Origin of the sequence: Streptomyces sp. AHU1, from assembly GCF_045343905.1 — a bacterium.
Taxonomy (GTDB): domain Bacteria; phylum Actinomycetota; class Actinomycetes; order Streptomycetales; family Streptomycetaceae; genus Streptomyces; species Streptomyces triticiradicis.
The window spans coordinates 883,747-908,764 of the sequence record NZ_CP174283.1 but is presented as its reverse complement, the minus strand read 5'-3'; the positions used below and the strand labels follow the sequence as shown (position 1 = coordinate 908,764).

Genomic DNA, 25,018 nt, shown 5'->3' with positions numbered 1-25,018 from the left:
TGACATACGGCCGCGGACGCAACCGAAGCCGCTCTCGCGGAACTCTGGAGGGGTAGTCCGCAGCACATACGGTGAGGAGCCGGAGATGACCTCTTGGAGCAGCGAGAACCCCGGTTCCCGTGCCTTCGTCGACCCCTACGCCGTGCACCCTCAGGACAGCGCCTGGACGGCCGCGGCCCGGTCCCGCGACGACATCGACGCACTGCTGCCGCCGCCCGACCCCGCCCAGCGCCTCGGCTTCACCCTCGACCCACGGGACCAGCGGCGCCTGGCACTGCACGCGACGCTGACCGCCGTCGGCGTCCCCCCGATGCCGGAGGACCGTGCCGCCATCGACCAGATCAGCGCCCTTCCGGAGGACGTCAACGAGGTCCTCCAACGCTGGCTGCGGCACACCGTGTAGCCCCCAGGGCAGCGCTTTCGGCGCGGGCGGGTCCCGGTGGTCTTGAACGCGGGTACTACGCCGCAGGGCTCTCCAGCGTGTCGCGCCGGAAGTCGTACACGGTCCAGTCGGTGAGCGTGCGATAGCCGAGGCGCTGGTAGAGGGCGTTGCTGGTGGGGTTGGACAGGTCCGCGAACAGCACCACGTCCCTCGCGCCCGCGTCGAGCGCGGCGCGGCTCACCTCCGTCGTCACGGCGGCCGCGTATCCGTGGCCGCGCAGGTGGGCCGGGGTGTAGACGATGTCCACCTGGATCTGGCCGCCGATCAGCGGGTTCATGCCCGCGACGGAGACGGGGGTGCCGTCCGGGGTCTCCCAGAGCGTGTAGCGCTTGTCGGCGAAGCGGGTGTCGGCCCACGTGTCGGCGCTGATGGACACGTCCTCCCCGACCGCTCGGGCGAACTCGCCGCACCAGAACATGACGTGTTCGAGGTCCCGCTCGCCCAGGACGCGGCCGCGGCCCGCGGGCATCGGATCCGGTGGGGTGAGCGTTTCGAGGCGGTACAGGCGCAGCCGCGGGTCGCGCGGTTTCGGAGTCGCCCCGGTGTGCCGCCGCCAGGCCTCGGCGAAAGCGGTGGCCGTACGGTGGTCCGCGCTGACGTGGGGGACAAAGTGCCCGAGGGCGGCCAGGCGGACGGCGAGGGCGTCCGCCTGCTCGGGAGTGAGCGGGGAAAGGCCGAAACCGCGGGGCGGGAGACGGTAGAAGGTGGCGTGGACCTCGCCCCCTCGCTCCAGCACGCCGAAGAGGGGCGCCACGGCGCCGAACGCGTCCGCCCCGCGCTTTCGTACCCTCTCGGCCCAGGTGAGCTGCATGATGTGCCGGCCGGGCCGTGAGCGCAGAAAGTCACCGGCGCGGGCGAGGAAACTGTCGACGTCTTCGGTGAGGTGCCAGTCGTCCGGTCGCATGGCTCATGATCCCAGCGCCGCGAGTGCGCCCGGTGGCTTTCCGCCAGGGGAGACCCCGGAGCCCGGGCCGCCGACGAACAGCGTGCGCTCCGGGACCACTTCACGAAGCCGCCGGAAGCCGATGGGTCGGAGCCGGTGGGCCGGAGGCCGGTGCCGCCCGACGGTCGGCGGGTCGGTCCGTCTGCCGCGGGTCCGTCTGCCGCGGGTCTGGTGGTGCGGCCGCACCCGGGCCTAGACTCTCGCGATCTTGCTCGATGCCGGAGGTACCTGATGACGCCCGACTCTCGCGGTCGCACGACGAGGCGCACCGCGAGCGCCGTTCTGTGCCTGATGCTGCTCGCCGCGTGCGGAGGCCGGGCGGGGAAGGCGGACGGCGGGGCGCCTTCCCCGACCAGGCCGGTGCCGGTCGCGTCGAAGAGCGACAGGACCACCCCGTCGCCGTCGCCGTCGCCCGCGGACGCGAAGCCGGGCAGCTGGAAGGTCTCGTACTCCGGCACGTCGGACGACGCCATGCTGATCGATCTGGCAGCGGCCTCGGAGCGGGACGCCTGGGCGCTCGGAATCACACTGGGACGCGACGGCAAGACCTTCTTCCTCCATTACGACGGCCGGCAGTGGCGTGACCACGACGCCGCCGCCGAACTGCCGGTACTCGCGGACCTCACCGATCAGCGGCCCCGGCTGCGGTCGTCCGGACCGGACAACACCTGGCTCTTCGCCGGTGACCCGAGGAAGGACTTCGCCCTTCTCACAGCCCGCTGGGACGGCCGCCGTTGGCGGGAGGTACCCCCACCGCCAGGACGGGTCGACAGGCAGTACCAGGACGCGGCCGTCTTCGCCCCGGACGACGTGTGGATGCTGGCAGGACCTGCCGTGCCCCCCGACCAGTGGCCCGCCGAGGCGCGGACGATCTGGCACTGGAACGGCGCGCACTGGACGGAGGTGCGACTGCCGGCCGTGGCGACGGCGATCGCCGGACGGGCGCCCGACGACATCTGGGCGGTCGGCTCCCTGCCCGGCAAGGAGGTGTACGGCACCCGCCGTCCCGAGCCCGCCGCGATGCACTACGACGGACGCACCTGGCGGCTCAGTCCCGTCCCGCACTTCGATCCTCCGGCCCCCGCCGCACCCGGCGACGATCACGGCGCCGAACTGCGGAAGGTGGTGATCTCCGGTCCGGACGGGGTGTGGGCGGTCGGCACACAGTCCTACCGGGGCGACGAACCGGACGAGGGCGACGACGAGGCGCCGATCGTCGCCCACTGGGACGGCAGCCACTGGGAGAAGCGGCTCCGGGCACCCTACGACGCCACTCGCCCGGTCGCCTCGGACGGTGCCCGGGGCCTGCTCGGGCCGACGGCACGGCTCCACGTCGACGGCACGGTCGACCCCGTCGGCGCACCGCCCCTGATACCGGGGAGATCCGGCGGGATCACGGATTTCGACCGGAGCCAGCGGCTGGAGCTCTACGGCCTCGTCCAGGTGCCGGGCACACGCCAGGTGTGGGGCGCCGGCGACATCTCCGCCCGGGGAGTCGAGGAGTTCAACTTCCAACGCCCGGTGGTCGTCGTCTACACGCGACCGCCGGACTAGGCCCGGTGCGACGCCGTGATCGGCCAAGTCGCCCTCAGGGGTCGTCGATCCGGGGCGTGGAGGCGCGGAGGTGGGGCCGGCGAGCAGCCCCGGAAACGTCCGTGGACGGCACTCGCTCAGCGGATCCTGACGGACGCTGTGTTGTTGCTCGGGTCCGGGTCGGGATTGAACACCCCGCTCGCGGTCGCCGACTCGCTGTCCTCGAGGCGCACGAGGCCCTTCCCCGGCCTGTCGAGGCGCAGGACGAACTCGAAGGTGCGGGACTTTCCCGGTCCGAGTTCGTCCACGTCGCAGGCGTAGGCGAAGTCCTTCGACTTGCAGTAGGGCCCGTACTCGCCGTCGTCGACCTCGTACATGGGCTGCTCGAGCACGCCCGAGCCGACGGGCGGGGTGAACTCCAGCCGGGTGGAGCGGCCCGGGTCGCCGGGGCCGTTGTTGCGGACGACCAGCCGCAGTACGCGCTTGTCGCCGGAGGAGCCGGGCAGCACGACCGCGATGACGCCGAAGTCGGCGCCGGTGCCGAGGCGTACGTTTTCGGAGGCCGAGTCGCCGCTGGTCCATGTGCCCTTCAGATCGGCGGGCCGTGCCGGGAACGCCTCGAGGACCGGACCGTCGCCGAAGTCACCGCCCTCCAGGGCCACACTGTGCGGGCCCGCCCCGGCGTCCAGCGCCCACACCTGCCGGGTGTAGGCGCCGTACATCCGTGTTTTCGAGGCGCGCATCCGCACGGGCGGCCGGATCACCACCGCCTGCCCCGGATCGATCCGCACCTCGGGCAGGCGGCAGACGGCGGCGCGTCCGTTCATCTGCGTCGGGTAACGGCAGTTCGCGTACCGCTGCCGGAACTCCAGGTCCCCGGGGTCGAGCAGCAGACCCAGGCCTCTGACGGGCACTTCGCCGGCGTTGCGTACGACCACGGGGACGGCCACGTCGGCTCCCGGCGGGACGTCCTCGAACGTGGTGGCGCGCACCTGCACGACCGGTTCACCGACGACGACCCGGGTACGGGCGGTGAGTTCCTTCCCGTCGGCGGTGGTGTACGTGATCCGCAGGACGCCCGAGTCGCCCGCCGCGCTGCCCTTCGCCGCGACCGGGACGAGATGCCCTCCGCCGTACCAATCACCGGACATGTCCTGCACTTCGCATGTGACGTGTGTGGAGCTCCCCTTGCAGTCCTCGATCATGACGCGCAGCCGGACGGCGTCCTGCGCGTCGCGCGGCACGTCTATGGTCAGTCGGCGGGGGGTCGTGGTCCGCGCGCCGTTCTTGACGCCGAGTCGGAAGACCGTCTTGTTCGAGGGGCGGGACGTGTCGCCGTAGGGGCGGACGTAGAAAACCCCTGGTGCCGAGAGCGAGGCGTCCTCGTCACCGTCACACGCGACGAGCCCGCCGAGCAGCAGGGCGCCGCAGAGGACGGCGCGGGCCGAGCGTCTCCACGAATGTGCCGGTAAGGTCACGCTCACAGCCGCTCCGCCCTACGTTCACTCGTTCGACGAATCCCGTGGATCAGTGGATCACCAGTCTGCCGCCTCCTCCCGTGCCCATCAGCCCTTTCGGCCCTCACGGTTCGACGCGCGTCATATCCACCGCCTCAGCTCGAGGAACCGCCCCCGCCGGGCCAGTTCCATACGGCCTGATCCGGGACGGGAGGAAGGCCTCACGGAGTCCTGCTAGTTGTCGCTCCTGCAGCCGGCCGCTGACGGCACGTCATGGCACAGGCGATCCTGATGGGACTGCACCGCAGCCCCGCTGAGGACGAGTACACAGATCAGGACGGCCATGACGGCCTGGGCGACGACCGTCACGACAGCCCCGACCCACGCGGCGATCACGGCCGCCGCGATGGCGAGGAGCCCCACTCCGCCGACGGCAGCCAGGTACTTCCACAACGAGTCGCTCGTGACGGTCTTGGCCGGATCCAGGTTGAACCCGGACAGGAACCAGAGTCCGAAGACCACTGCCAAGGCGATCAGCTCCAGGAACACCAGACCGCATCCGGCTCCGATGTCGGCGCCTCGGTCGGCACGGCGGCGCTGCTTCGGGCCGGTGGTCGCGTCGAAGGCCGGTGGGGCAATGGGTAAGTCCATGCCCTTGATCCTGCTCGTGCAGGCGAGGCGGCCGCATGAGTACGAGTGCTCAGGTTGATCCCATGATCTGCCTGATGACCCTGCGAAGGATCGTGCGCCCCTGCCACAGGGGACGGAGGGCGAGGGGCGCGGGAGTGGCAAGACCCTCCTGGTGGAGCAGTAGGAGATGCCGTGGACCGATTCATCGAGTGGGAGTCGCGGCAGTCACGGCGTACAGCGGCTCTGGCCTGCGCGTTGCCTGGGACGGTGAACCAGAATGTCGTGGACGTCCTTCTCGGCGGGCAGGACGGCGTCGAGTTGTACGAGTGGCTCAGAGGCATGTCGCGGAGCGACGAGCCGACAGGATAGGAGACGCTGTCGGTCGTCGAGCGCGCGGACGAGGCCGGCCAAGGCCTAGTCGGACCTGACGGAGTCCTACGGGAGGCTTGTCTCCGGCCGCGAGGCGGCCGCGGCCGCGACGGCCACGGACAGTGGATCGCGGGCCGGGCGGCCGAGGAGGTCCGTGAGGTCGGGAGAGGTGCCGTCCAGGAAGCCGTGCCGGATGCCCGTGGCGATCGAAGCGAGCATGGGCGGCTGGAACGGCAGGAGCCCCGGTGTCCCGTGGAGGAGCCTGTGCCGGTACTCGCCCAGCCCGATGGCGCGGTGCGGGACCCCGAGCAGATCGGTCACCTGGCCCGCCGTGATCGGCGTACCGACGAGGTCGTAGACCCGCCCGCCGTGTCGGGCCGGACGCGCCGCTACGGCCGCCGCGGCAGCGGCGAGATCCTCCCGCGCGACCGCGGCCAGGGCACCGTCCCCGAACGCGGACTCCACACCGTCGCCGTGCCATGTCAGCAGGCCGCCGAAGAGTTCGGCGTACAGGCCGTTGCGCAGGATCGTCCAGGACAGTCCGCTCGCCCGCACCAGACGCTCGGTGGCACGGTGCGCCAGGGCGAACCCGAGATGGTCGCCGGCCGTGGTCAAGCTCGTGTAGACGACGTGGTCGACGCCGTCGCGGACGGTGGCGTCCAGGACCGCCGTGTGCCGGGCGACGACCCGGTCGTCCTCGGCGTAACCGGCGGAAACCAGCACCAGGGTCGACACCCCGGTGAGGTCGAGGCTCGCGTGGTCGTCGAAGTCGAGGTGCCGCGTCCCCGCGCCCGGTGTGCGGCTGCCGCCCGTCGCGGTGGCGCCACCGCGACGCAGCGCCGCAAGGGTGGCCGAGCCGAGGTTCCCGTTCGCTCCCGTAACCAAGATCATGTCAATCGCAGTCTTCCGTCGTGGTTCTCATCGGTAACTACGCTTGATCCTCGATCGCACGTCCACCGGCCACAAGGAGGCAGTTCCATGTCACTCACGCACACCGGGGTAACCGACCCCGCCGACCTCGACCCCTGTGGCCGCGAGGACCACCCCGACTGCGGCATCCGTGACGTCCTGGACCGCATCGGCGACAAATGGTCGGTGCTCGTGATCGTCGAACTCGCGGGCGGACCACGCCGGTTCCGTGAGCTGCAGCGCGCCGTCGACGGCATCTCCCAGCGCATGCTCACCCTCACCGTCCGCAGGCTCGAACGCGACGGCCTCGTGCTGCGCACCGTGTACCCGACCGTCCCGGCCCAGGTCGACTACCGCCTGACCGAGACCGGAGCCGGCCTGACCCACCTGGTCAAGGCACTCGCCGACTGGTCGCTCGCCCACCGTGCCGTCATCGCCGAAGCACGGCACGCGTACGACCGGACCCATCCCGACCACGACATCCGCTGAATTCGCTGAATTCGCCGACGAGAAGACACCGTTGTCCGGCGCCGGCGTGGCCGGAGCGAGGCCGGTCCTTCCGGGCGGTGATCACCGGTGCGGTCGACGACCACGGCCCGTCCGGCGAGTCGAACCGCCCCCGGCGTGCCGAGTCACGGACGTCAGCGCCTCCAGGCATGACTGGTCAACAGCCTTGACTGCATTGGTCCGGTCCAATAACGTCGCCCCGCACAGAACTCCACAAGGCTCAACACCACCAGCCGTCACCTGTGTTGATGGTGCGTCCGTCGGCTGAGGGACCCGAGCCCGGCCGTCCACTGCGGGTCTGTCTGTCCATGGCAGCCCATGTGTGAAGCGGTACGGCGAACGAACGCGATCATGCCTTTCCCCCGGAGGCCAGACCTATGCAGTTACTCCCCGCAAGAGCACAGCGCCGCGCGTGGAAGAGAGCGCTCTCACTGATTCCCGTCGTCGTGATGACGGTGGCGGCCACCGTCACTTCGACGTCGACCGCCCAGGCCGCGGTGCCCCCGACGCCGTCGGGCTTCTCGCTCACCTGGAGCGACGACTTCAACGGCGCCTCCGGCACCGGCATCGACCAGAGCCTGTGGAAGTACGACACCGGTCCGGGCAGCAACTTCGGCACCGGTGAGATCGAGACCATGACCAACAGCACCTCGAACGTCTACTACGACGGTCAGGGCCATCTGGTGCTCCAGGCGCTGCACTCCGGTTCCGACCCGCGGGCCGGATGGACCTCCGGGCGTGTGGAGACCCAGTCGGCGGGCTTCGGCGCCGCGGCCGGCGGCGTCGTACGCATCGAGTCCGTGCTCCAGCAGCCCAACGTCACCACCGCCAACGGCGCGGGCTACTGGCCGGCGTTCTGGATGCTCGGCGCGCCGCTGCGCGACGGTGTGACCTGGCCGAAGTCCGGCGAGGTCGACATCATGGAGGACATCAACGGCCGCAGCTCGGTCTTCAGCACCCTGCACTGCGGTGTGAACCCGGGCGGGCCGTGCAACGAGTCGACCGGCATCGGCTCGGGTGAGCGCGCCTGTCCGGGCTGCCAGACCGGCTTCCACGACTACGCGGCGGAGATCGACCGCTCGGTGTCACCGGAGCAGATCCGGTTCTACCTCGACGGGAACAACTTCTTCACCGTCAACGCCAACCAGGTGGACGCGACGACCTGGGCCGACGCGGTCGACCACCCCTTCTTCATCATCTACGACCTGGCGATCGGCGGCGGCTTCCCCGACGCCTTCGGCGGGGGCCCGAACGCCTCCACGGTCTCCGGCGGCAAGCTGGTCATCGACTCGGTGGCCGTCTACAACAAGGGACCGGGCTCCGGTGGCGGCGGTGGCGGCGGTGGCGGCGGCGGTTCGGTGACCGGCCAGACGATCACCGGTCCGGGCGGCAAGTGCGTCGACGTGGCGGGTGACGACACCGGCGGCGACGGCACCGCCGTACAGCTGTGGGACTGCCAGTCGACGGCCAAGGACCAGCACTGGACCTGGAACGGCCAGACCCTGCAGACCCTCGGAAAGTGCCTGGACATCGCCGGCGGCAACAGCGCCGGGGGCACGAAGCTGCAACTCGCCACCTGCAACAGCGGCGGCTACCAGTCCTGGGTGCGGCAGACCGACGGCACACTGCGGAACCCGGCCAGCGGCCGGTGCATCGACTCGCCGTCGGGCGCCACCGCGAACGGCACACGGCTGCAGATCTGGGACTGCAACGGTTCCGGCGCCCAGCAGTTCGCCATCGGCACCCCGATCTACGGTCCGGGCGGCAAGTGCGTGGACGTGGCGGGTGACGACACCGGTGGTGACGGCACCGCGGTCCAGCTGTGGGACTGCCAGCAGGCCACCTCGCTCGACCAGAAGTGGACCTGGAACGGCCAGACCCTGCGCACACTGGGCAAGTGCCTGGACATCGCGGGCGGTGCCAACGCGAACGGCACCAAGCTCCAACTGGCCACCTGCAACGGCGGCGGCTACCAGAACTGGGTGGCCAACGCCGACGGCTCGATGTCCAACCCGACCACCGGCCGGTGCGTCGACTCGCCCTCGGGTGCCACCGCGAACGGCACCCGGCTGCAGATCTACGACTGCAACGGCTCCGGTGCCCAGAAGTTCGCCCTGGCATGAGAGAGGATCACGACCGCTGACGGCAACCCCCTCGTGCCCGACCCGGACAGGGCAGCAGCCGTACGACCGCACGCCGCCGTACGAGCCCTGCGACCGGCCGACACGAGGTTCCGCCTCACTCTCGTGAAGCCCGCGTGCCCGTCGGGCGGGTTCCACGAGTGATGCGCCCTTCGCTTCGCCTCGCCCGCGCGGACCGGGCGAGGCGAAGTGCTGTCAGGGAGTTCACCGCGCCACGCCTGCCGGGCCGACTATCACCCTGTGCTGAGGTGTCAGTCCCATGGGATCGGGCCTCGGTCGGCTCCGGTGGAGCGAGAGGGCTTTCGCTCCGTACACACGGCCCGGGCGGGCGGGCTCCCCATGGTGGTGCGACCGGCCCGGCCCCGAGGATTTCTCCGGATACCCTGCCTTGTCCCGAACCGGCCAGGGAGGTCCCGCCATGAGCAGCACCACGTCGTCCTTTCCCGAGCGGATAGAGCTCTCGGGGGAGGGCCTCGTCCTTCGTGACTGGACGGAGGCGGACCTGGCGGCGATGCCGGAGCTGTTCGACCACCCCGACATCGCGTACTGGACACCGCTCGTCTCCCCCTTCGACGAAGCCGCCGCCCGCGCACGCCTCGCCCGGGACCGGCGAATGCGCGAGGAGGGCACGGTCGTGCTGCTCGCGATCACGGTCGACGGCGGAGCGCCGCTCGGCGAGGTGATGCTGCGCCGCACCCCCGAGGACATGGAGATCGGCTACGCGGTCGGCCCGGCGCACCGCGGCCAGGGGCTGGCGGTGCGGGCGGTACGGGTGATGGTCGCGTACGCCTTCGAGCGGTGGGACGCGCGGCGGGTGATCCTGGAACTGGAGGCCGAGAACGCCGCCAGCGTCGCCGTGGCCACCAAGGCGGGCTTCACCCTGCTCGACGTGCCGCTGATCACGGGCGAGGAGAAGGGACGGCCCTACACCCTGCAGACGTGGGGCCTGAACCGCCCGTGACGGCAAGAACTCCTGACGGAAGGGCTTCAAGACCAGGCCGCCCGGCACCATGCCCAGGCCGGAAGCCTGTCCGCCCCGAAACCGGAGTGCGGGGGCGTCGGCGCGCTGCGATACTGCCCCGATGATCACCGTGCCCACTGCTGTGCTGGACTCGTTGTACGGGCTCGCGTTCGGTGACGCCTTCGGCGATCGTTGGTTCGGCATCCTGCGCTGGGAAGGTCCGGCGGTTCTGGAGGCCCGGACGCTGCCCCCGGAACCGCTGTGGCGGTGGAGCGACGACACCGCCCAAGCGCTCGTCCTCGTCCGGGAACTCGCCGAGGGCGGCGGCACCGTCGACCAGGACCGCCTCGCCCTGCGCTTCGCGGCGGCCTACGCCGACGACACGCACCGTGGCTACGGAGCGTCGATGCATGACGTGCTCCGCCGGATCGGTGCGGGCGAGCCCTGGCAGGAGGTGGTCGCCGGACAGTTCGGCGGCCAAGGCTCCTGGGGCAACGGCGCGGCCATGCGCGCCGCCCCGCTCGGGGCCTGGCACTCCACCGACCTCGACGCGGTCGCCGAGCAGGCCGCCCGCCAGAGCGCGGTCTCGCACCACCACCGGGAGGCGGTCGCCGCGGCGGTGGCGGTCGCCCTCGCCGCGGCGCTGGCAACCCGCAGCCGGGGCGGGCGCACCCCGGCCAGGCCGGACTTCCTCCGAGCGGTCGCCGAACGGCTTCCCGACAGCGACGTCCGGTCGGGAGTGCGGATCGCGGCCCGGATGCCGGAGCACACCTCGGTCCGGCATGCGGCGGAGGTCCTGGGATCCGGCTACCGCATGTCGGGGCCCGACACCGTCCCGTACGCCCTGTGGTGCGCGGCGGGGCACCTCGACGACCTGCACGAGGGCCTGTGGTCCACGGTCGCCGGGCGCGGCGACATCGACACCACCTGCGCCATCGCGGGCGGGGTGATCGCCGCCCGCACGGGCGTCGCCGCCCTCCCCCCTGCCTGGCACGCGGCCCGTGAACCGCTACCTCCGGTCGTGACGGAGTAGGACTCCTGCCAGGACGGGTCGGCGTCTCCGGCGGACGAGCGCGCATCCGAGGGATCGACACGGCGGCTTCGCCACGAAGCAGTGACCGGCCGGGCCCCGATCGGCTTCGTCCACGGCGAACGGCAGCAGTACGGCTGCCTGTGCTCGTGAGGGTGACGGGTCGTGCGGGTGGTGGGGATCAGCGGGCCGTGTCAGCCGGCTGACGGGGTGAGGCTGGTGCGGTCGAACGGGCCACCGTGCGCGGCGGCGTACGCGACGGCGTCGTTGACGGCGTCGAGGCCGAACGACCGGACCCGTTCGGGGGCGAGGTCCAGGGTGCCCGAGGCGAGGAGCCGGATGATGCCGACGTTCGCCGTGCGCGGGTACATCCACTGGCCGCGCACGGTGATCGAGTTGCGCATGATCCAGGGGTACGGGAGCGCGAGGTCGTCGCCACCGAGCATGCCGACGCCGCCCATGAGGACGACGCGGCCGTACTCGCGCACGGTCATGGCCGCCGCGCGCGAGGCCGAGCTGGGTGCGCTCGGCGGGAGCAGGTCGATCACCATGTCGATCGGGCCGCCGGCCGCCGCGGACATCGCCGCGCGGTCGCCGGTCTCCTCCCCGGTCAGCGGGACCGGGCGCAGACGCGGACCGAAACGGTCGGCGAGGAGGCCGAGCGCGGCCCGGTTGCGGCCCGGGGCGACCACGCGGCCCGCGCCCATGGCGAGCGAGACCGCGACCGCGCTGCTGCCGAGGTTGCCGGTGGCCCCGCTGACGAGCAGCGTCTCACCGGCTGCGAGCCCGCCGGCCAGCAGCCCGCCGTAGGAGATGGCGTGCACCGTGAGTGCGGCCCAGCGGGCCGGATCGTCCCCCGCGGCCGCGGGCAGCGGGAAGACGTTCTCCGTCGGGACCCGCATGAGCTCGGCGAACGCGCCGTCGTGCAGGTACTCGGCGAGGCGCGCGCCGCCCTCGCCGCGCGAACTCCAGCCCTGGAGCGTGATGTCGGGCGTCAGGGCGTCGTCCCGCGAGCGCACCGTCGAGTCGCACCACACCAGGTCGCCGACGCGCAGCCGGGTGGCGTCCGGGCCCACGTGGACGATCCGCCCCACTCCACCGACACCGGGCACGACAGGAGGGACAAGGGGGTAGTTCCGCTCGCCGCTGAAGACCTCGGCCGCGTACGGGGCCACGCCGGCGGCGAGGACCTCGACCACCACCTCGCCGCTTCCGGCCTCGGGGTCGGGCACCTCCCGCACCGTGAGCGGGGCGCCGAACCGCGTCAGAACCGCTGCTCGCACGTGATGACCTCCGTGTTCGTCGATGCTCGCGGGATCGACACTAGGAGCCGGGGGAGTATGCGGGAAGCGAAGATCTGGCATCTCTGGTATGCGTATTCGGCATGGACGTCTCCAGTACGGGCCTGCGGGTCCTGCGGCAGATCGCCGAGTCCGGCAGCTTCACCGCGGCCGCCACCCGGCTCGGCTACACGCAGTCGGCCGTCTCACGCCAGGCCGCCGCCCTCGAACGCAGCGCGGGCACCGCCCTGTTCGAACGCCGCCCGGACGGGGTACGGCTCACTCCCTCCGGCTTGACCCTGCTGCGGCACGCCCACACGGTCCTCGCCTCGCTCGCGGCGGCCGAGCGTGAGCTCACCGGCACCGTCCCGCGGACCGAACCGGTACGGCTCGGGGTGGTCCTGAGCGCGGGCGCGGCGATCCTGCCCGCCGCACTCGCACACCTCGCGGCGGCCGACCCGCAGATCACGGTCACCACCCGCGAGGGCACCACGCCCTCACTGATCCGGGCGCTGCGCGCGGGCTCGCTCGACCTCGCCGTACTGACGTCCCGCCCACCCCACCGGCCCTTCGACGGCGACTCGCCGCGCCTGCACGTCGAGACCGTCGCGGACACCGAACTGGTCGTGGCGGCGCCCTCGACCGGAGACTTCGCCGGACGCACCACGGTGCACGTCGACGAACTGGCCGACGCCGCATGGATCGCCACCCCGTCATCAAGCTCCGAGCCGCTGCTCGGCGTCTGGCCCGGCCTGCCCGGACGGCCGCGCATCATCCACTCCGCACGCGACTGGCTGACGAAACTCCAGTTGGTCGCCGGCGGCTTCGGCGTGACCACGGTGCCCTCCCGGCTCTCACCGGTGCTGCCGCCGGGAGTGAGCCTGCTGCACGTCGACGGCGCACCCCGCGAGATCCGCCGGATTCTCGTGGCACGCCTCCCCGGCCACCCCGCCCCGGCGATCACGGCCGTCACCCGAGCGATCGCTGCGGCCGTCACCCGAGCGATTGCTGCGGCCGTCTGAACCGCCGCCAAGGCCGCACATGACGGCCGCCGGGCAGCCGGCCTTCCGCCGGGGCCGGCAGACTCGTTGATGGTGCCCTCGACTCCTGAGCGAACCGCGTAGCGGGCCTTCCAGTCGGGGGCCTACTGCTCGGCGCGGACGGCTGGACGCCGCTCGCCAAGGCACTCACCGCGCTGATCGACCACAACGACGGCCGTCCGCTGAGCAAGGGCGCGGACGACATCGGTTCCGCCGACCGGGCGGCGCCCCCGCGTGACGACAGCCGCGCCGCCCGGACCGCGATCACCTGCGCGGACTCCAGTGGCGGTGATCGTTCCACTCACCCGCCCCATGCCGGACCAACGGGCCCGGCAACCCGGCAGGACCGCCTGGTGGACCTCCGGCATGCTCCGGATGAGATCGAGCAGACGATCGCTCGAGGCCATGACATCGACGATCGTCAGGGCCGCTGACGAGCTGGGACCGAGCGCGCTCCACAGACGCGCTCCGCAGATGCCGAGTGGGCGCCCACTCGGCATCTGTGGTCGCAGCAGGCTGCTTTGAAGCGATCCTCAGCGGACGGTCCAGACCTGGTTCGCCCCGTAGTTGTACTTCCACTGAATCATCTGCGTGCCGTTGGCGCCGCTGGCCCCCGGGTCGTCGATGACCATCCAGCTGTTCCGGTTCCTGACCATGACCTGGTTGTTGGCGTCCTTGCCCGAGACCACCCAGTGCTGGTTGGCGCCGTTGGTGCACTCCCACTGCCGTACGGGAGCACCCTGGTCCGTACGCCAGTCGGCGACCTCGAGGCAATTTCCGGTCTGCACGTTCACGATCATGCTGTAGCCGTCAGCGGTGGGATACACCGCCCACTTCTGGTTGTCGCCCCAGTTGCAGCTCCACTGCTGGACCGGTGCGCCGTTGTCGTAGTTGCCCCAGGGCACTTCCAGGCACTTGCCGCTTGCCGCGTTGACCAGAAACGTGTTGTACGGAGCGGCACTTGCCGGCCCCGCGCCCGCGAACGTCACTGCGAGCGTTGCGCAGAAGGCCACGGAACCCGCGCGAAGGGCCGTCTTGGCACCTGACTTCACTGTGAAATCTCCCCCTAAAATGGTCAGTTGGCCAAGATCGTATCTTGGTCGGCAGGAGTGCTGCATGGCCCCGACTCAGCCCGACCCGATTGCGCTCCCGGGTCGCCGATCCGTAGATCGGGCAAGGCAGTTGGCCCGGTGAGGGCCGGACCCGAGCTGGGACCGAGCCGGGCTCACGGCCTCGCGAGAACGCGTGCCCGCACACTCGGACGCCGTTTGCCGGGTCCCAGGCTGACGCCTGCCGCGCTGCCGGGTATTGGAGAAAAGCGCACTGCTCGGGGCCGACGGGGCGTGGACGGCCGGCCAAGAGCGCCGTCTGCGGATCCGCCGGACAGGCCATGGTGACCTGAGTCAGAGATTCGTCGGCGGCAGGCTGCGACTTCGTCGAGGACCTCGTCGGCTGTCTTGGCCCGTGCGAAGGGCCGAGAGCGCTCGCTCCAGTCGGCTGGCCAGGCTCCGATGTCGCGTTTCGTGCGGATCGGGCCCGCAACCTTCCCACAGCGCGATTACGGACGAAAGTCCTGCCCCCGGTGAGGAAACACCGGCGCGTCGCCTGTCGGGCGGCCTTCCCGGCGGAAGCCTTGGGCGTGGAAAGGGCACGCTGGGTCTGACCGGTACCGCAGCGGAAGCGAGTTTCGCCGATCCCGGTTCCTGAGTCGAACTCTGTCGGCACCGCAGGGCGGGGTCCGGCTGCTGGGCGCGTACCGCTACTACAGGACGCCGGTGTCGATGGAGTGGGCTTTGCCCGAAATTGCCGTCGGTCGGGTGCGGGAGGTCTAGCGTTCCCTCCCGGCGATCAAGGGGGCTGAGGTGCAGGCGATGTCGCTGTGCAAGGGGGAGAACGCGGCACTGGCCGTGAGGCCGGTGGTGTTGTCGGTGTCGGTTCCGGGACTGGCCGCGGACGTGTCGGCGCTGCTTCTGGGAGCGGACGGCAAGGTGCGTGGCGACGACGACCTGGTCTTCTACAACCACCCGGTCCAGGACGCGGTGTCGATCGCCGGTTCGGCGGTCACCGCCGACCTGGCTCGTGTGCCGCAGAGCGTGGACCGCGTGGTGATCGCGGCGAGTGCCGATCCGCAGCAGCCGGGGGCCGTTTTCACGCGGGCGCCGCAGCTGACGGTGACCCAGGCCGGATCCCCGGACCTGTCGTTCACCGCACCGGACTTCACCTCCGGGGAGACCGTCGTGGTCCTGGCAGAGCTGTACCGCCGCAGCGGCGGCTGGAAAGTGCGTGCCGTGGGACAGGGCTACGCCTCCGGCCTGGCGGGACTGGCCACCGACTACGGCGTCGACGTCGAACCCGAGCAGCCCGCCGCCCCCGTCGCGCGTGTGCCGGGCCCAACAGCCCTGGCACCGGGACCGGGACGGTCTGCGATCGATCTGGCGAAGGTCGAGCGACGGGCACCCGGCTTGGCGGCGCCCGTACGTCAGGCAGGCCAAGCCCTCGCCGACCGCGGGATCGCGGAGCGGCGGGCCGCGGTGTACCTGATTCTCGACCACGACTGGCACATGGAGCAGTTGTACGAGTCGTTCGCGGTGCAGGCCTTCGCCGAGCGGATCCTGGCACTGTCGGCGAACCTCGACGACGACGGCACCGTTCCCGTGATCTTCTCCAGCCAGGACCAGCCGTTCCTGGAGGAGATCAGGCTGGACAACTACCGCGGCCGCATCGGCCGGCTGCACACCCAGATCGACTGGGGCTGGGGCGACGTCGCCGCGTCGATGCGTCGCGCCGTGGGTCACTACCAGGAATCCGGAGCAGCCGACCCCGCCTTCATCGTGACCCAGGTCGGCGACGAACCCTGTGACAAGGCCGAGATCCGCTCCCTGCTGCAGAACACCGCCTCGCTCGGGGTGTTCTGGCTGTTCGTCGGCTTCGGCCGGGGCAAGCTCGCCTTCTACAAGAACCTCAACGCCTCCGCGTCGGCCACCTTCACCAACGTCGCCTTCTACGACGCCGGCAAGAACCCGGGCTCGGTACCGGACGACCGGTTCTACACCGGTCTCGTCCAAGCCTTCGCCACCTGGATCGGCTCCTCGGCCTAGAGATCAGGACGCGTCGCTTGCGCATCCGCCTCGGCGGGCGCGACGCGTGCCCCGGTGGACTCGACCCCCGCCGGTCGGCGGGTGCCGTCCCGCCGACCGGCTGCTGTGCCGCCGCGCTCCGGGCGCGGCGGCGTAGCCTCGGCGGATGTCCCGAGTGATTCGTGTGGTGGTCGTGGACGACGAGGCGCTCGTCCGTTCCGGGTTCGAGTTGATCCTGAGCGTCTCCGACGACGTCCGGGTCGTCGCGACCGCGGCGGGCGCGGAGGCGGTCGAGGCGGTGCGCCGTGAGCGCCCGGACGTGTTGCTGCTCGACATCCGGATGCCGGACGTCGACGGGCTGACCGTGCTGCGTGCCGTGCGGGCACTGCCCGAGCCGCCCGTGGTGGCCATGCTGACCACGTTCGACACCGACGAGTACGTGCTGACGGCGCTGCGCAGCGGCGCGGCCGGCTTCCTGCTGAAGGACACCGAGCCGGAACAGCTGGCGCAGCTGGTGCGCACGCTCGCCGCGGGCGGCGTGGTGCTGTCGCCCAAGGCGTCGCACGCGGTGCTGCGGGGGCACCCGGAGGCGGACGAGGACGTGGCCAGGGTCGGGCGACTCACCGAGCGGGAGCGTCAGGTTCTCGTCCTGGTCGCCGAGGGACTGTCGAACGGGGAGATCGGAGCCCGCGTTCACCTGAGCCCGAGCACGGTGAAGGACCATGTGAGCACGATCCTCGGCAAACTGCGGGTGGGCAGCCGGGTGCAGGCCGCGCTGCTGGCCCAGCGAGCCGGCTTGCTCATGGACCGGGGGACGAGGCGGTGACCGCCGTGCGGTCGTGGGGTGTCGACGCGCTGGTGGTCGCGGTCGCCGCCGCCGACGCGGCGGTGGCGCTGTGGGACGGGGGCGGCGCCCCACCGGTCACGGTCGTCCTGGCCGTGCTGGCCTGTGCCGTGCTGGTCGTACGCCGCCGCTTCCCCCTCGCGGTCTTTCTGCTCACCCTCCCCGCCACCCTCGTGCTGGACCTCGTGTTCGCCCCGTCCGCCGCGCTGTTCACGCTCGCCGAGCGTGCTCGCGGCCGCCGTTCGCCGACACTGTGCGCGCTGCTGTTCGCGCTCGCCGCCGTTCTGCCCTGGCCGCCGGGCGAGGTCTTCTCGGGGGAGCGGACCTGGACCGCCGTCAACTTCTTCTACACCCTGGCCACCGCCGCCTCACCCGTCCTGCTGGGCCAGCTCGTCCAGGCCCGCCGGGACCTGCGCCGCCGCCTCGCCGAGATCGAGGAGGTCCGCGAGCACGAGCGACTGCTGCACGCCCAGAGGGTCCTCGCCCGCGAACGCGCCCAACTGGCCCGTGAGATGCATGACGTCGTCTCGCACCAGGTCAGCCTGATCGCCGTGCAGGCCGGTGCGCTCCAGGTGGCGGCCAAGGACCCCGGCACCCGGGAGGGCGCCCGCACGATCCGGGCGCTGAGCGTGGACACCCTCGACGAACTGCGTCACATGGTCGCTCTGTTGCGTGTCTCCGGCGGCCGTGCGACGGAGCTCACCCCACAGCCGACCCTCACCGACCTCGACCGGCTCGTCGCGGCAGGCGGTATCGAGGCCGAGCTGACCGGAGCCCTGCCCGCGGACCTCGGCGCCCCGGCGCAGCGCGCGGTCTACCGCTGCGTCCAGGAAGCCCTCACCAACATCCGTAAGCACGCACCCGGCGCCACCGCGGCCGTACGCCTGTGGCACGACCCCGACGCCTGCGGCGTGACCGTCACCAACGCGCCCGCCACCCGTCCCGTACTGCCGCTGCCCGGCTCGGGGCACGGCCTGACAGGCCTGCGGGAACGCGCCGAGACGCTGGGCGGCGTCCTGGAAGCCGGACCGGTCGCGGACGGGGGATACCGGGTGCGGATGCGGATTCCCTACGGAACCCGCCGGTCGGCGGGGAACTGAACGTGGCCCGGCGGGTACCGGTCGCCCCGTCGGGACGGAGATCGTGGCGACGGACAGCCCGATTCCGACCTTCTGAGGAGAAGGACTTCATGCGACGCAGGAAGAACCTGGCCGTGGCCCTGACCCTGGCAATCTCGGCCTCTGTGCTGGTCGCCCCCGCGGTCTCCGCCACCGTCACCACCCCGCGGTGCGACACCCGGCCGCTCCGGTCGGCACTGAAGTCACTGCGCGGCGCCGGGGCCTCGGGCATCAGCGTGGCGATCGAGAGCCCACGCTGCGGTGCCTGGAAGGGCGGTGTCGGCCTGGCCGACCTCCGTACCGGCCGCCCGGTCACCGGCGACGAGCACAGCCGGATCGCCAGCGACACCAAGGCATGGGTGGCCACCGTGGTCCTGCAACTCACCGCCGAGGGCCGGATCCGGCTCGACGACAGCGTCGACCACTACCTGCCCGGCCTCATCCGCTCCAGGCACTACGACGGCCGCCGCATCACCGTACGTCAGCTCCTGCAGCACACCAGCGGCTTGCCCGATTACCTGGACGCTCCGTACTGGGAAGACGAGACAGCCCATCGCTGGGAGCACTTCGAGCCCCTGTGGACGGTCCGGCAGGCCCTCGAGCTCCCCCCGCCCACGGACCGGCCCGCCTCCGGCTTCTCGTACTCCAACACCAACTACAACCTGGCCGGCCTGATCGTCACCGAAGTCACCGGTCACAGCATCGCCACCGAGATCCAGCGGCGGATCACCGGCCCCCTCGGCCTGCGACACACCTCCTGGCCCGGCGACCGCACCACGCTCCCGTCACCGGCCCTGCGGGCCTACGTCGAACGCGGCGGAAGGCTGCGCGACCGGACCGACTGGAACGTCTCCGGCTCCGACGCCTCCGGCGCGCTGGTCTCCACCGCAGCGGACGTGACCGTCTTCTGGACCGCTCTGATGGGTGGCCGACTGCTGCCCCCGGCCCAACTGGCCGAGATGAAGCGGACCGTGCCCGACGGAGAGGGCGGCCGATACGGCCTGGGCGTCGAGCGCTACGAGAAGGATGGGCTCGTGACCTGGGGCCACAGCGGCTTCATGGAGACCGGGCACAAGCTTCGCAACGCCGTCACCGGGAACGGCTCGCGGTCGGTGACACTGCTGGTGGGTTCGGAGGAGTTCGACGAGGACAGGGTGGACGCGACCCTGGGAAGGCTGATCCGGGATCTGCGGTGACCCGCGCCGAGGCGGCGGAACCGCGCCAGCAGGGCGACCGCGTCAGGTTCGGATCTGCCACTCCAGGCAACGGTGGCCTGACTCGTCTTCGTAGGGTGTGGGCCAGTAGTGGAGGAACGGGCCGTCGGATTCCAAAGCATCGGTCAGGGTTCGAAAAAGCTGTGTCAGGCTGGTTGCCCACAGGGTTCCGTCCAGGTCCCCGGATCCGACGCCCATCTCATACACGTGACCGTATGAGGGTCCGGGGCGGTGATCGACAAAGGCAACCCCGCCATCGTTGGGAAGCGCGAACGGCACGGAGTAAGACAGATTCACGGCCAGTTCATCGTCCTCCCACAGGTCGGCATCGATGTTGTCCTTGCCGATGTCCACGAGCACGTCGTACATCATCACGATGTCGTCCACGCCGCTGAGGCGGTGTCCCAAGGGAAGAAAAGCACCAGCGGGAAGACGTCTGCGGGAGCCAGGAGCGACAATGGATTCAGCGGCTCCGTCATGCTGCTGCAGCAGTGCCTTGAGCTCCGGATGCAGGTCGAAGCCGAGTCGCGACTCCAGCTCGACGAGCCGCTCGCGCTCCGCCGGCCTTCGCAGCATGGCGTGATCGGCGGGCGAGTTCGAACGGAGCCACGACTCAAACCGAATCCACTCATGCTCGAACGCAGGAAGATCTATCTGTGTCATCCGCTGAACATAGACGGTCGCACTGACGGCGAGCTCCCGGGCGGCCGCCGCGGCCCGGTGGTCCTGCTGCGGGGCACCATGGACGCCCTGCCCGTACGGGAACTGGCCGACGTCCCCTACGCCTCACGCATCGACGGCGCGACGCACGCCTGCGGCTACGACCACCACACCGCCATCTGCGTGTTCCCGCAGGAGAGGGCGCGCCGATCGTTCAGCCACCGCACTCCACTGCGAGGCGCAGGCGTCACCGCGGCCACCAGGGAACGCGGTGCGCCGAAGGCCCGGGCCCGGAGATGTTCTCCGTGGCCCGGGCCTTCGCTCGTTTTATGCTCCGGCAGGGTTTCGGCCGGGTGGCGTCACGCCGTGGTACGGGCCTTGCGGATGAGTCCGGTCGCGATGTCGAGGACGAGGAACGCGAGGAGGGTGATGCCGAGGACGGGCAGCGCCCAGCCGAGGGCGGCGACGGCGGGGACGCCGAGGATCAGGACGGGCAGGGGCAGGGTGCGCCAGGTGCCGCGTGCCGGGACCTTGCCGAGACGGGTCGTGCGGTCCTCGCGGGTGGGGCGGCGCTGCCACCACATCCGGTAGCCCCACAGGACGATGAAGGTCAGGCCCAGGGCGATGACGGCGAGGAGGATCTGGTTGGCGATGCCGAAGAGCCGCCCCATGTGCCCCTGGACGCCGAGCTTGGTGAGCTTGGCCAGGGCGGGGTAGTCGGCCCAGCGGGTCTCGGCGGTGACCTCGCCCTTCGCGGCGTCGACGGCGACCTTGTCGTAGTGGACGGGCCAGCTGGGGTCGTCCTGGGCGACGGTCCAGGCGCTCGCGGGGTCGGCGGGCGGGGTCAGTACGACCTTGCCGCCCAGGCCGTTGTGGCGGGCCACGGAGAGAACGGTGTCGAAGGCGGCGGGGTCGGCCGATGCCGCGTCCTGGCCGGTGTGGTGTCCGGCGTGTCCCGCGTGCTCGCCGCCGTCGGTGGCCTTGGCGCCGGGAAGCGCGGTGTCGAGTTCGGGGGCGTGTCCCTTGACCGTGTCCAGGAGCTGTCCGAACCGGTCGCCGGCGTAGTGGGACCAGGTCAGGCCGGTCGCGCTGAGGAACAGCAGGCCGAGGGCGATCCACACACCGGTGGCGGCGTGCCAGCCGCGGGTGCGGCGGACACCCCGGGCGGACCGGTCCGGCAGCAGAACACCGCGCGCGGACCTGGCGCGCTGTCCACGGGCACGTCCCAGCCACAGGACGAGTCCGCCGGCGACGAGCACCCACAGCCAGCTGGCGGCGACCTCGGAGTACAGGCGTCCGGTCTCACCGAGGTGGAGGTTGCGGTGCAGGTCGTCCAGCCACGTGGTGAGCGGGGTCGAGCCCCACCAGGTGGTCAGTTCACCCTTGACCTCGGCGGTGTACGGGTCGACGAACACGGTGCGCTGCTTCTCGCCCAGTTCCGGCACGGACAGCACCACCCGTGTGGTGTCCCCCGGGCCGGGCGGAGTGGTCACGGAGGCCAGGGTGCCCTCCGGATGGGCGGCGCGGGCCGCGGAGATCTGCTCGGCCAGCGGGCGCGGCTGCCGGCCGGACTGCTCCACGTGCAGCACGTCGCCGTAGACCAGATCGTCCAGTTGCGGGGTGAACGTGTAGGCCAGCCCGGTCAGGGCGGCCACGAGCAGGAAGGGGGCGACGAACACCCCGGCGTAGAAGTGCAGTCGTACCAGCAGCGCCCGCACGCCCCGCCATGAGCGGACCGGCCGCGTGTCGGCGGCCGCTGCGCCGGGGGCCGCGGCGTCGGGGGCCGCGGTGGCAGGGGTCTCGTCGAGAACCGTGTCGGCGGCCTCGAGATCGTTTTGTGGTTTTTGTTCCTGAATGGAAGGCATGGATGCATCCCCAATGGGCACCCGGCGTCGGCGACGCGGGTGCGAGTGAAGTCGGCAGGTCGATCCGCCGGGAAGCGGCGGCACGGCGTGCGCGGCGGACCACTTTCCGGGAACGGCTCGACGAGATACGGCCGTTGTGGGAAGTGCCGTCGAAGAGGGCACGCCGGACTGCGCCCGTCACCACCGGTGGGCGGGACGGACGGTCAGCAGCAGACTGCGGGCATCGGGGGACCACGGCGTGCGATGTCGTGCCGCAGGAGCACACCACGCACCGGGAGCACCGGCACGAAGAACCGTGCCGGACGTACAGGGGGCGGCAACTGGCAGACGGAACGGATCCGTTCGGCCCGGCGCAGCGGAGCGAAGACGGACACCGCCAGCGCACGGCCGGCACGGAAGACGGCGGCCTCGCCACGCCACAGCCACAGTCCGCACAGCACCGCGGCCAGGGAGTGCGCCGCGACCATGCCCAGGGACCAGTGACTCGTCATCGGGCCGTCCATGGGCATGGCGCCCATCGCTGACGACGCGTCATGAACCATCCCGGCCCCGGAACAGGGCATGGCGGGAGGGCCGGCGGAGGCTTGGGCGAAGTCGAACCACCTGTGCAGAGCGAACTGCGCCGCCACCGTGGAGCCGGTCACCGCCAGCACACCGCGCTCGCGGCGCCCGGCGAGCCACCAGGCCCCCGCGGTCGTGGCAGCGAACCCGTGTCCCACCGCCCGGGCCGGCACCCCCTGGGACATCAGGGCGTGGCCGAGACTCGTCACCGTCACGCACACGGCGGCGAACACCGCGGCGCGCGCAAGACGGAAAACGAGTCCGGATGACATGGTCAGCCATCATGCCAGCCGTCCCCCGGCATCACCGCAGCGCATCGAAGCACGTCCGGCGTGCGGACGACCGGATGACCGGAATCACCCGATAGGCGTGGCGGGACGCGGCCTGAACATCTCGCAGCAATTGCCTTGAATCCCGGTGTAGTTCACGTCACATTCGCCGTGGTCGAGAGGTCGGGAGACCGAGAACTCCGGTGCGGGTGACGGCGGCTGGGCCCACGAGGAGCCCGACGGTCACCGACCTCATTCGGGAGCGCCTGTTCGACGGACCGTCACTGCACGGCGCCGGCCCGGGGATCGACCTCACAGCGATCGATCGCGTCCACGGGTCCCATGCCGGCAACGGCCACCCGCACCCTCTCCGTGCTCTTGGCCGGCACCGACACCTGGTCGTAGGACTCACTCATGGCGAAGCCCTGCGCGTTCTTGTATCTGATCTTCACCGCGAAGGTGCCCTCGCGCCCGTTCGGATTCCTGACTTCGACGGTCACGTACGGGTCGTCGGTGTCCGCGCAGTGGGTGAGCACGGCGGTGGCGTCCTTCAGGGGCCGGGTGGCGGTGACGGAGGGGGACGCCGTGGGGGTGGGACGCCCGGTCGGCCGTGAACGCCGCGTGCCGCCGCTTTCACCGGTACTCGGCCCGGAGCCGGCAGCGGGGGTGCCGACCGCGCTGCCGGACCTTGCCGTTGGCGCAGGCCGTGGAGCGGACTTCGCTTCGCCCGGCTCCGTGGCACTGCATCCGGACAAGGCCATGACTGCCGCCGTAACCACTCCGGCGGTCGTGTGCACCCGCTTGATCACGTCACTCTTTCGAAGAACGGGGCCGCGGGATCGATTCCGGACGGCCGCGCTGGTCAGCGCGTGCAGAGGCTACCAGCGGGCGGGGACCTGGAACCGGCCGCCGCTGAGCGTGCGTCCGTGGGGCACCGGCGAAGCTCGGCCTTGTGCACGGCAGTGACCAGCACACTGAACACCGGTGCCACCGAAGCTGGTTGAGGCGGTCAGGGGTTGTCGGTGGCTGGTGGCAGGATCACCGGCATGGTTTTCGTACGTACTACTCCGCCGCGGCCCGTGGACGTGACCGCGGTCTTTCCCGAGCTGGCGCCGTTGGCGCGTCCTGTGATTCGGCTGCACCCGCGTCCCGGGTCGCCTTCGGTCGGGGAGAGCTCGGTCGGGGGGCCGTTGCTGTGGCCGGCCGATGAGCCGTGGCCGCACTGCGAGGCCTCGCACCTGCACGTGGACAGTGGGTTCCGCCAATCGCCGGACGACGTGCGGCTCTTGAGGTGCATGAGGGTCCGGTGGCACGGCGATCACGGCGGTCCTGGGACAACGCCCGAGGAAGCGGCGGTCAAGGAGCGGAACGCCGCGAGGCTCGCGGAGCGATTCGCCGCCGGCCCGCAGCCCGCGGACTGCCCGGTCCCCCTGCTGCCCGTGGCCCAGCTGTACCTGCGCGACATACCCCTGCTGCGGCCGCCCGGACAGGCCGATCTGCTCCAGGTCCTGTGGTGCCCCTACGACCACGATCCGGATCACAAGCCGTCGACCGCACTGTTCTGGCGGTCCGCCGCCGAGGTCGTCGACATCCTCGCCACGCCGCCCGAGCCGTTCGAGGTGAACTGTGAGGGCTATCTGCCGGAGCCGTGCGTGCTGGCACCGGAAGCGATCACCGAGTATCCCGACAGCCTCGATCTGAGCCCGCAGATGCGGCTGATGGTGGAGGACTGGGGCAGGTGGCAGGCAGCTGGCGCCGGTGTGGACAGCTCCTACGCGGACTGTCCGCGGGACTTCTATGACGTCCATCTGGCCGACGCTCCCGGCTGGAAGGTCGGCGGCTGGCCTCCGTGGGGCCGCACCGACCCCAACCCCCGCTACTGCACGGTCTGTGATGTGCAGATGGTCCCGCTGCTGACCATCGCCTCCTACGAATGGGACGGCGGTGAGGGACACAGCTGGGCACCTCACGAAGACCAGGCCGCCGCCTACGCCGCCAACACCGTCGGGAGCTGCTGTGGCCAGTGCCCCTCGCAGCCGACCAAGGTCGAAGTCGGCAGCACCGACAACATGCAGATCTACGTCTGCCCGACCTCTCCCGAGCATCCGCACACCGACCTGATCCAATGAGCTGTCCGGCCTGTCACAGACCCTCCGACGTCGGGTGAG

23 protein-coding genes are annotated in these 25,018 nt (G+C 71.1%); 13 read left to right on the top strand and 10 right to left on the bottom strand.

Annotation, left to right across the window (positions count from 1 at the left end):
• The first annotated feature begins 85 nt into the window (after positions 1 to 85).
• Entirely contained in the window at positions 86 to 403 is a 318-nt protein-coding gene (locus ACICHK_RS04270) for a hypothetical protein (protein WP_406835749.1), read from the top strand.
• A gap of 55 nt (positions 404 to 458) precedes the next feature.
• Here ACICHK_RS04270 and ACICHK_RS04265 read toward each other — a convergent pair whose 3' ends face one another.
• A complete protein-coding gene (locus ACICHK_RS04265; RefSeq protein WP_406835748.1) occupies positions 459 to 1,346 on the bottom strand; it encodes a GNAT family N-acetyltransferase in 888 nt (295 codons plus the stop codon).
• Positions 1,347 to 1,616: 270 nt separating this feature from the next.
• Here ACICHK_RS04265 and ACICHK_RS04260 point away from each other — a divergent pair, with 270 nt between their 5' ends.
• The gene (locus ACICHK_RS04260) at positions 1,617 to 2,939 is read left to right on the top strand and encodes a hypothetical protein (protein WP_406835747.1); all 1,323 of its coding nucleotides are present in this window, start codon (positions 1,617 to 1,619) and stop codon (positions 2,937 to 2,939) included.
• A 116-nt stretch (positions 2,940 to 3,055) separates the two neighbouring features.
• On the opposite strand, the gene ACICHK_RS04255 is transcribed toward ACICHK_RS04260, so the two are convergent.
• Entirely contained in the window at positions 3,056 to 4,402 is a 1,347-nt protein-coding gene (locus ACICHK_RS04255; protein ID WP_406835746.1) for a hypothetical protein, read from the bottom strand.
• 207 nt (positions 4,403 to 4,609) lie between these two features.
• Complete coding sequence (locus tag ACICHK_RS04250; protein ID WP_406835745.1) at positions 4,610 to 5,026, bottom strand: DUF6234 family protein; 417 nt, start codon at positions 5,024 to 5,026, stop codon at positions 4,610 to 4,612.
• 171 nt (positions 5,027 to 5,197) lie between these two features.
• On the opposite strand from ACICHK_RS04250, the gene ACICHK_RS04245 reads away from it, so the two are divergent.
• Positions 5,198 to 5,374, top strand: coding sequence for a hypothetical protein (locus ACICHK_RS04245; protein ID WP_406835744.1), 177 nt, complete (start codon positions 5,198 to 5,200; stop codon positions 5,372 to 5,374).
• A gap of 66 nt (positions 5,375 to 5,440) precedes the next feature.
• Here the strand turns inward: ACICHK_RS04245 and ACICHK_RS04240 are convergent, their stop codons facing one another.
• Positions 5,441 to 6,265 carry an NmrA family NAD(P)-binding protein gene (locus ACICHK_RS04240; protein WP_406835743.1) on the bottom strand — a complete coding sequence of 275 codons (825 nt, stop codon included), beginning with the start codon at positions 6,263 to 6,265 and terminating at the stop codon, positions 5,441 to 5,443.
• Between the two features lie 87 nt (positions 6,266 to 6,352).
• Between ACICHK_RS04240 and ACICHK_RS04235 the strand changes: the two genes are divergently transcribed.
• From ACICHK_RS04235 to ACICHK_RS04220, 4 genes are all read left to right on the top strand, one after another.
• Positions 6,353 to 6,772, top strand: coding sequence for a winged helix-turn-helix transcriptional regulator (locus ACICHK_RS04235; RefSeq protein ID WP_406835742.1), 420 nt, complete (start codon positions 6,353 to 6,355; stop codon positions 6,770 to 6,772).
• Positions 6,773 to 7,239: 467 nt separating this feature from the next.
• Positions 7,240 to 8,913, top strand: a complete 1,674-nt coding sequence (locus tag ACICHK_RS04230; protein WP_406835741.1) for a ricin-type beta-trefoil lectin domain protein — start codon at positions 7,240 to 7,242, stop codon at positions 8,911 to 8,913.
• Positions 8,914 to 9,349: 436 nt separating this feature from the next.
• A complete protein-coding gene (locus ACICHK_RS04225; protein WP_406835740.1) occupies positions 9,350 to 9,892 on the top strand; it encodes a GNAT family N-acetyltransferase in 543 nt (180 codons plus the stop codon).
• A 121-nt stretch (positions 9,893 to 10,013) separates the two neighbouring features.
• Complete coding sequence (locus tag ACICHK_RS04220) at positions 10,014 to 10,925, top strand: ADP-ribosylglycohydrolase family protein (RefSeq protein ID WP_406835739.1); 912 nt, start codon at positions 10,014 to 10,016, stop codon at positions 10,923 to 10,925.
• Positions 10,926 to 11,116: 191 nt separating this feature from the next.
• Here ACICHK_RS04220 and ACICHK_RS04215 read toward each other — a convergent pair whose 3' ends face one another.
• Entirely contained in the window at positions 11,117 to 12,205 is a 1,089-nt protein-coding gene (locus tag ACICHK_RS04215; protein WP_406835738.1) for an alcohol dehydrogenase catalytic domain-containing protein, read from the bottom strand.
• 101 nt (positions 12,206 to 12,306) lie between these two features.
• Here ACICHK_RS04215 and ACICHK_RS04210 point away from each other — a divergent pair, with 101 nt between their 5' ends.
• Positions 12,307 to 13,224 carry a LysR family transcriptional regulator gene (locus ACICHK_RS04210; RefSeq protein ID WP_406835737.1) on the top strand — a complete coding sequence of 306 codons (918 nt, stop codon included), beginning with the start codon at positions 12,307 to 12,309 and terminating at the stop codon, positions 13,222 to 13,224.
• 551 nt (positions 13,225 to 13,775) lie between these two features.
• On the opposite strand, the gene ACICHK_RS04205 is transcribed toward ACICHK_RS04210, so the two are convergent.
• A complete protein-coding gene (locus ACICHK_RS04205; protein WP_406835736.1) occupies positions 13,776 to 14,294 on the bottom strand; it encodes an RICIN domain-containing protein in 519 nt (172 codons plus the stop codon).
• A gap of 819 nt (positions 14,295 to 15,113) precedes the next feature.
• On the opposite strand from ACICHK_RS04205, the gene ACICHK_RS04200 reads away from it, so the two are divergent.
• From ACICHK_RS04200 to ACICHK_RS04185, 4 genes are all read left to right on the top strand, one after another.
• The gene (locus tag ACICHK_RS04200; RefSeq protein WP_406835735.1) at positions 15,114 to 16,340 is read left to right on the top strand and encodes a VWA domain-containing protein; all 1,227 of its coding nucleotides are present in this window, start codon (positions 15,114 to 15,116) and stop codon (positions 16,338 to 16,340) included.
• 145 nt (positions 16,341 to 16,485) lie between these two features.
• Positions 16,486 to 17,145, top strand: coding sequence for a response regulator (locus ACICHK_RS04195; RefSeq protein WP_406835734.1), 660 nt, complete (start codon positions 16,486 to 16,488; stop codon positions 17,143 to 17,145).
• The gene (locus ACICHK_RS04190) at positions 17,142 to 18,263 is read left to right on the top strand and encodes a sensor histidine kinase (RefSeq protein ID WP_406835733.1); all 1,122 of its coding nucleotides are present in this window, start codon (positions 17,142 to 17,144) and stop codon (positions 18,261 to 18,263) included. Before ACICHK_RS04195 ends, ACICHK_RS04190 begins: the two co-directional genes overlap by 4 nt.
• An 89-nt stretch (positions 18,264 to 18,352) precedes the next feature.
• The gene (locus ACICHK_RS04185) at positions 18,353 to 19,477 is read left to right on the top strand and encodes a serine hydrolase domain-containing protein (protein ID WP_406835732.1); all 1,125 of its coding nucleotides are present in this window, start codon (positions 18,353 to 18,355) and stop codon (positions 19,475 to 19,477) included.
• A 42-nt stretch (positions 19,478 to 19,519) separates the two neighbouring features.
• Here the strand turns inward: ACICHK_RS04185 and ACICHK_RS04180 are convergent, their stop codons facing one another.
• From ACICHK_RS04180 to ACICHK_RS04165, 4 genes are all read right to left on the bottom strand, one after another.
• Entirely contained in the window at positions 19,520 to 20,158 is a 639-nt protein-coding gene (locus tag ACICHK_RS04180) for an SMI1/KNR4 family protein (RefSeq protein ID WP_406835731.1), read from the bottom strand.
• A 356-nt stretch (positions 20,159 to 20,514) separates the two neighbouring features.
• Positions 20,515 to 22,020 (bottom strand): PepSY-associated TM helix domain-containing protein, encoded by a 1,506-nt coding sequence (locus tag ACICHK_RS04175; protein ID WP_406835730.1) that lies wholly within the window; start codon positions 22,018 to 22,020, stop codon positions 20,515 to 20,517.
• 203 nt (positions 22,021 to 22,223) lie between these two features.
• The gene (locus ACICHK_RS04170) at positions 22,224 to 22,853 is read right to left on the bottom strand and encodes a hypothetical protein (protein ID WP_406835729.1); all 630 of its coding nucleotides are present in this window, start codon (positions 22,851 to 22,853) and stop codon (positions 22,224 to 22,226) included.
• A gap of 278 nt (positions 22,854 to 23,131) precedes the next feature.
• Positions 23,132 to 23,386 (bottom strand): hypothetical protein, encoded by a 255-nt coding sequence (locus ACICHK_RS04165; RefSeq protein WP_406835728.1) that lies wholly within the window; start codon positions 23,384 to 23,386, stop codon positions 23,132 to 23,134.
• Positions 23,387 to 23,896: 510 nt separating this feature from the next.
• Here ACICHK_RS04165 and ACICHK_RS04160 point away from each other — a divergent pair.
• Positions 23,897 to 24,979 carry a hypothetical protein gene (locus ACICHK_RS04160; protein WP_406835727.1) on the top strand — a complete coding sequence of 361 codons (1,083 nt, stop codon included), beginning with the start codon at positions 23,897 to 23,899 and terminating at the stop codon, positions 24,977 to 24,979.
• Positions 24,980 to 25,018 lie beyond the last annotated feature (39 nt).

What these genes read in the sequence shown, in the direction of transcription:
- ACICHK_RS04270 (WP_406835749.1), top strand. Translation starts at nt 86, where the DNA reads ATGACCTCTTGGAGCAGCGAGAACCCCGGTTCCCGTGCCTTCGTCGAC.
- ACICHK_RS04265 (WP_406835748.1), bottom strand. Translation starts at nt 1,346, where the DNA reads ATGCGACCGGACGACTGGCACCTCACCGAAGACGTCGACAGTTTCCTC.
- ACICHK_RS04260 (WP_406835747.1), top strand. Translation starts at nt 1,617, where the DNA reads ATGACGCCCGACTCTCGCGGTCGCACGACGAGGCGCACCGCGAGCGCC.
- ACICHK_RS04250 (WP_406835745.1), bottom strand. Translation starts at nt 5,026, where the DNA reads ATGGACTTACCCATTGCCCCACCGGCCTTCGACGCGACCACCGGCCCG.
- ACICHK_RS04240 (WP_406835743.1), bottom strand. Translation starts at nt 6,265, where the DNA reads ATGATCTTGGTTACGGGAGCGAACGGGAACCTCGGCTCGGCCACCCTT.
- ACICHK_RS04235 (WP_406835742.1), top strand. Translation starts at nt 6,353, where the DNA reads ATGTCACTCACGCACACCGGGGTAACCGACCCCGCCGACCTCGACCCC.
- ACICHK_RS04230 (WP_406835741.1), top strand. Translation starts at nt 7,240, where the DNA reads ATGACGGTGGCGGCCACCGTCACTTCGACGTCGACCGCCCAGGCCGCG.
- ACICHK_RS04225 (WP_406835740.1), top strand. Translation starts at nt 9,350, where the DNA reads ATGAGCAGCACCACGTCGTCCTTTCCCGAGCGGATAGAGCTCTCGGGG.
- ACICHK_RS04220 (WP_406835739.1), top strand. Translation starts at nt 10,014, where the DNA reads ATGATCACCGTGCCCACTGCTGTGCTGGACTCGTTGTACGGGCTCGCG.
- ACICHK_RS04210 (WP_406835737.1), top strand. Translation starts at nt 12,307, where the DNA reads ATGGACGTCTCCAGTACGGGCCTGCGGGTCCTGCGGCAGATCGCCGAG.
- ACICHK_RS04200 (WP_406835735.1), top strand. Translation starts at nt 15,114, where the DNA reads ATGTCGCTGTGCAAGGGGGAGAACGCGGCACTGGCCGTGAGGCCGGTG.
- ACICHK_RS04195 (WP_406835734.1), top strand. Translation starts at nt 16,486, where the DNA reads ATGTCCCGAGTGATTCGTGTGGTGGTCGTGGACGACGAGGCGCTCGTC.
- ACICHK_RS04185 (WP_406835732.1), top strand. Translation starts at nt 18,353, where the DNA reads ATGCGACGCAGGAAGAACCTGGCCGTGGCCCTGACCCTGGCAATCTCG.
- ACICHK_RS04180 (WP_406835731.1), bottom strand. Translation starts at nt 20,158, where the DNA reads ATGACACAGATAGATCTTCCTGCGTTCGAGCATGAGTGGATTCGGTTT.
- ACICHK_RS04175 (WP_406835730.1), bottom strand. Translation starts at nt 22,020, where the DNA reads ATGCCTTCCATTCAGGAACAAAAACCACAAAACGATCTCGAGGCCGCC.
- ACICHK_RS04170 (WP_406835729.1), bottom strand. Translation starts at nt 22,853, where the DNA reads ATGTCATCCGGACTCGTTTTCCGTCTTGCGCGCGCCGCGGTGTTCGCC.
- ACICHK_RS04160 (WP_406835727.1), top strand. Translation starts at nt 23,897, where the DNA reads ATGGTTTTCGTACGTACTACTCCGCCGCGGCCCGTGGACGTGACCGCG.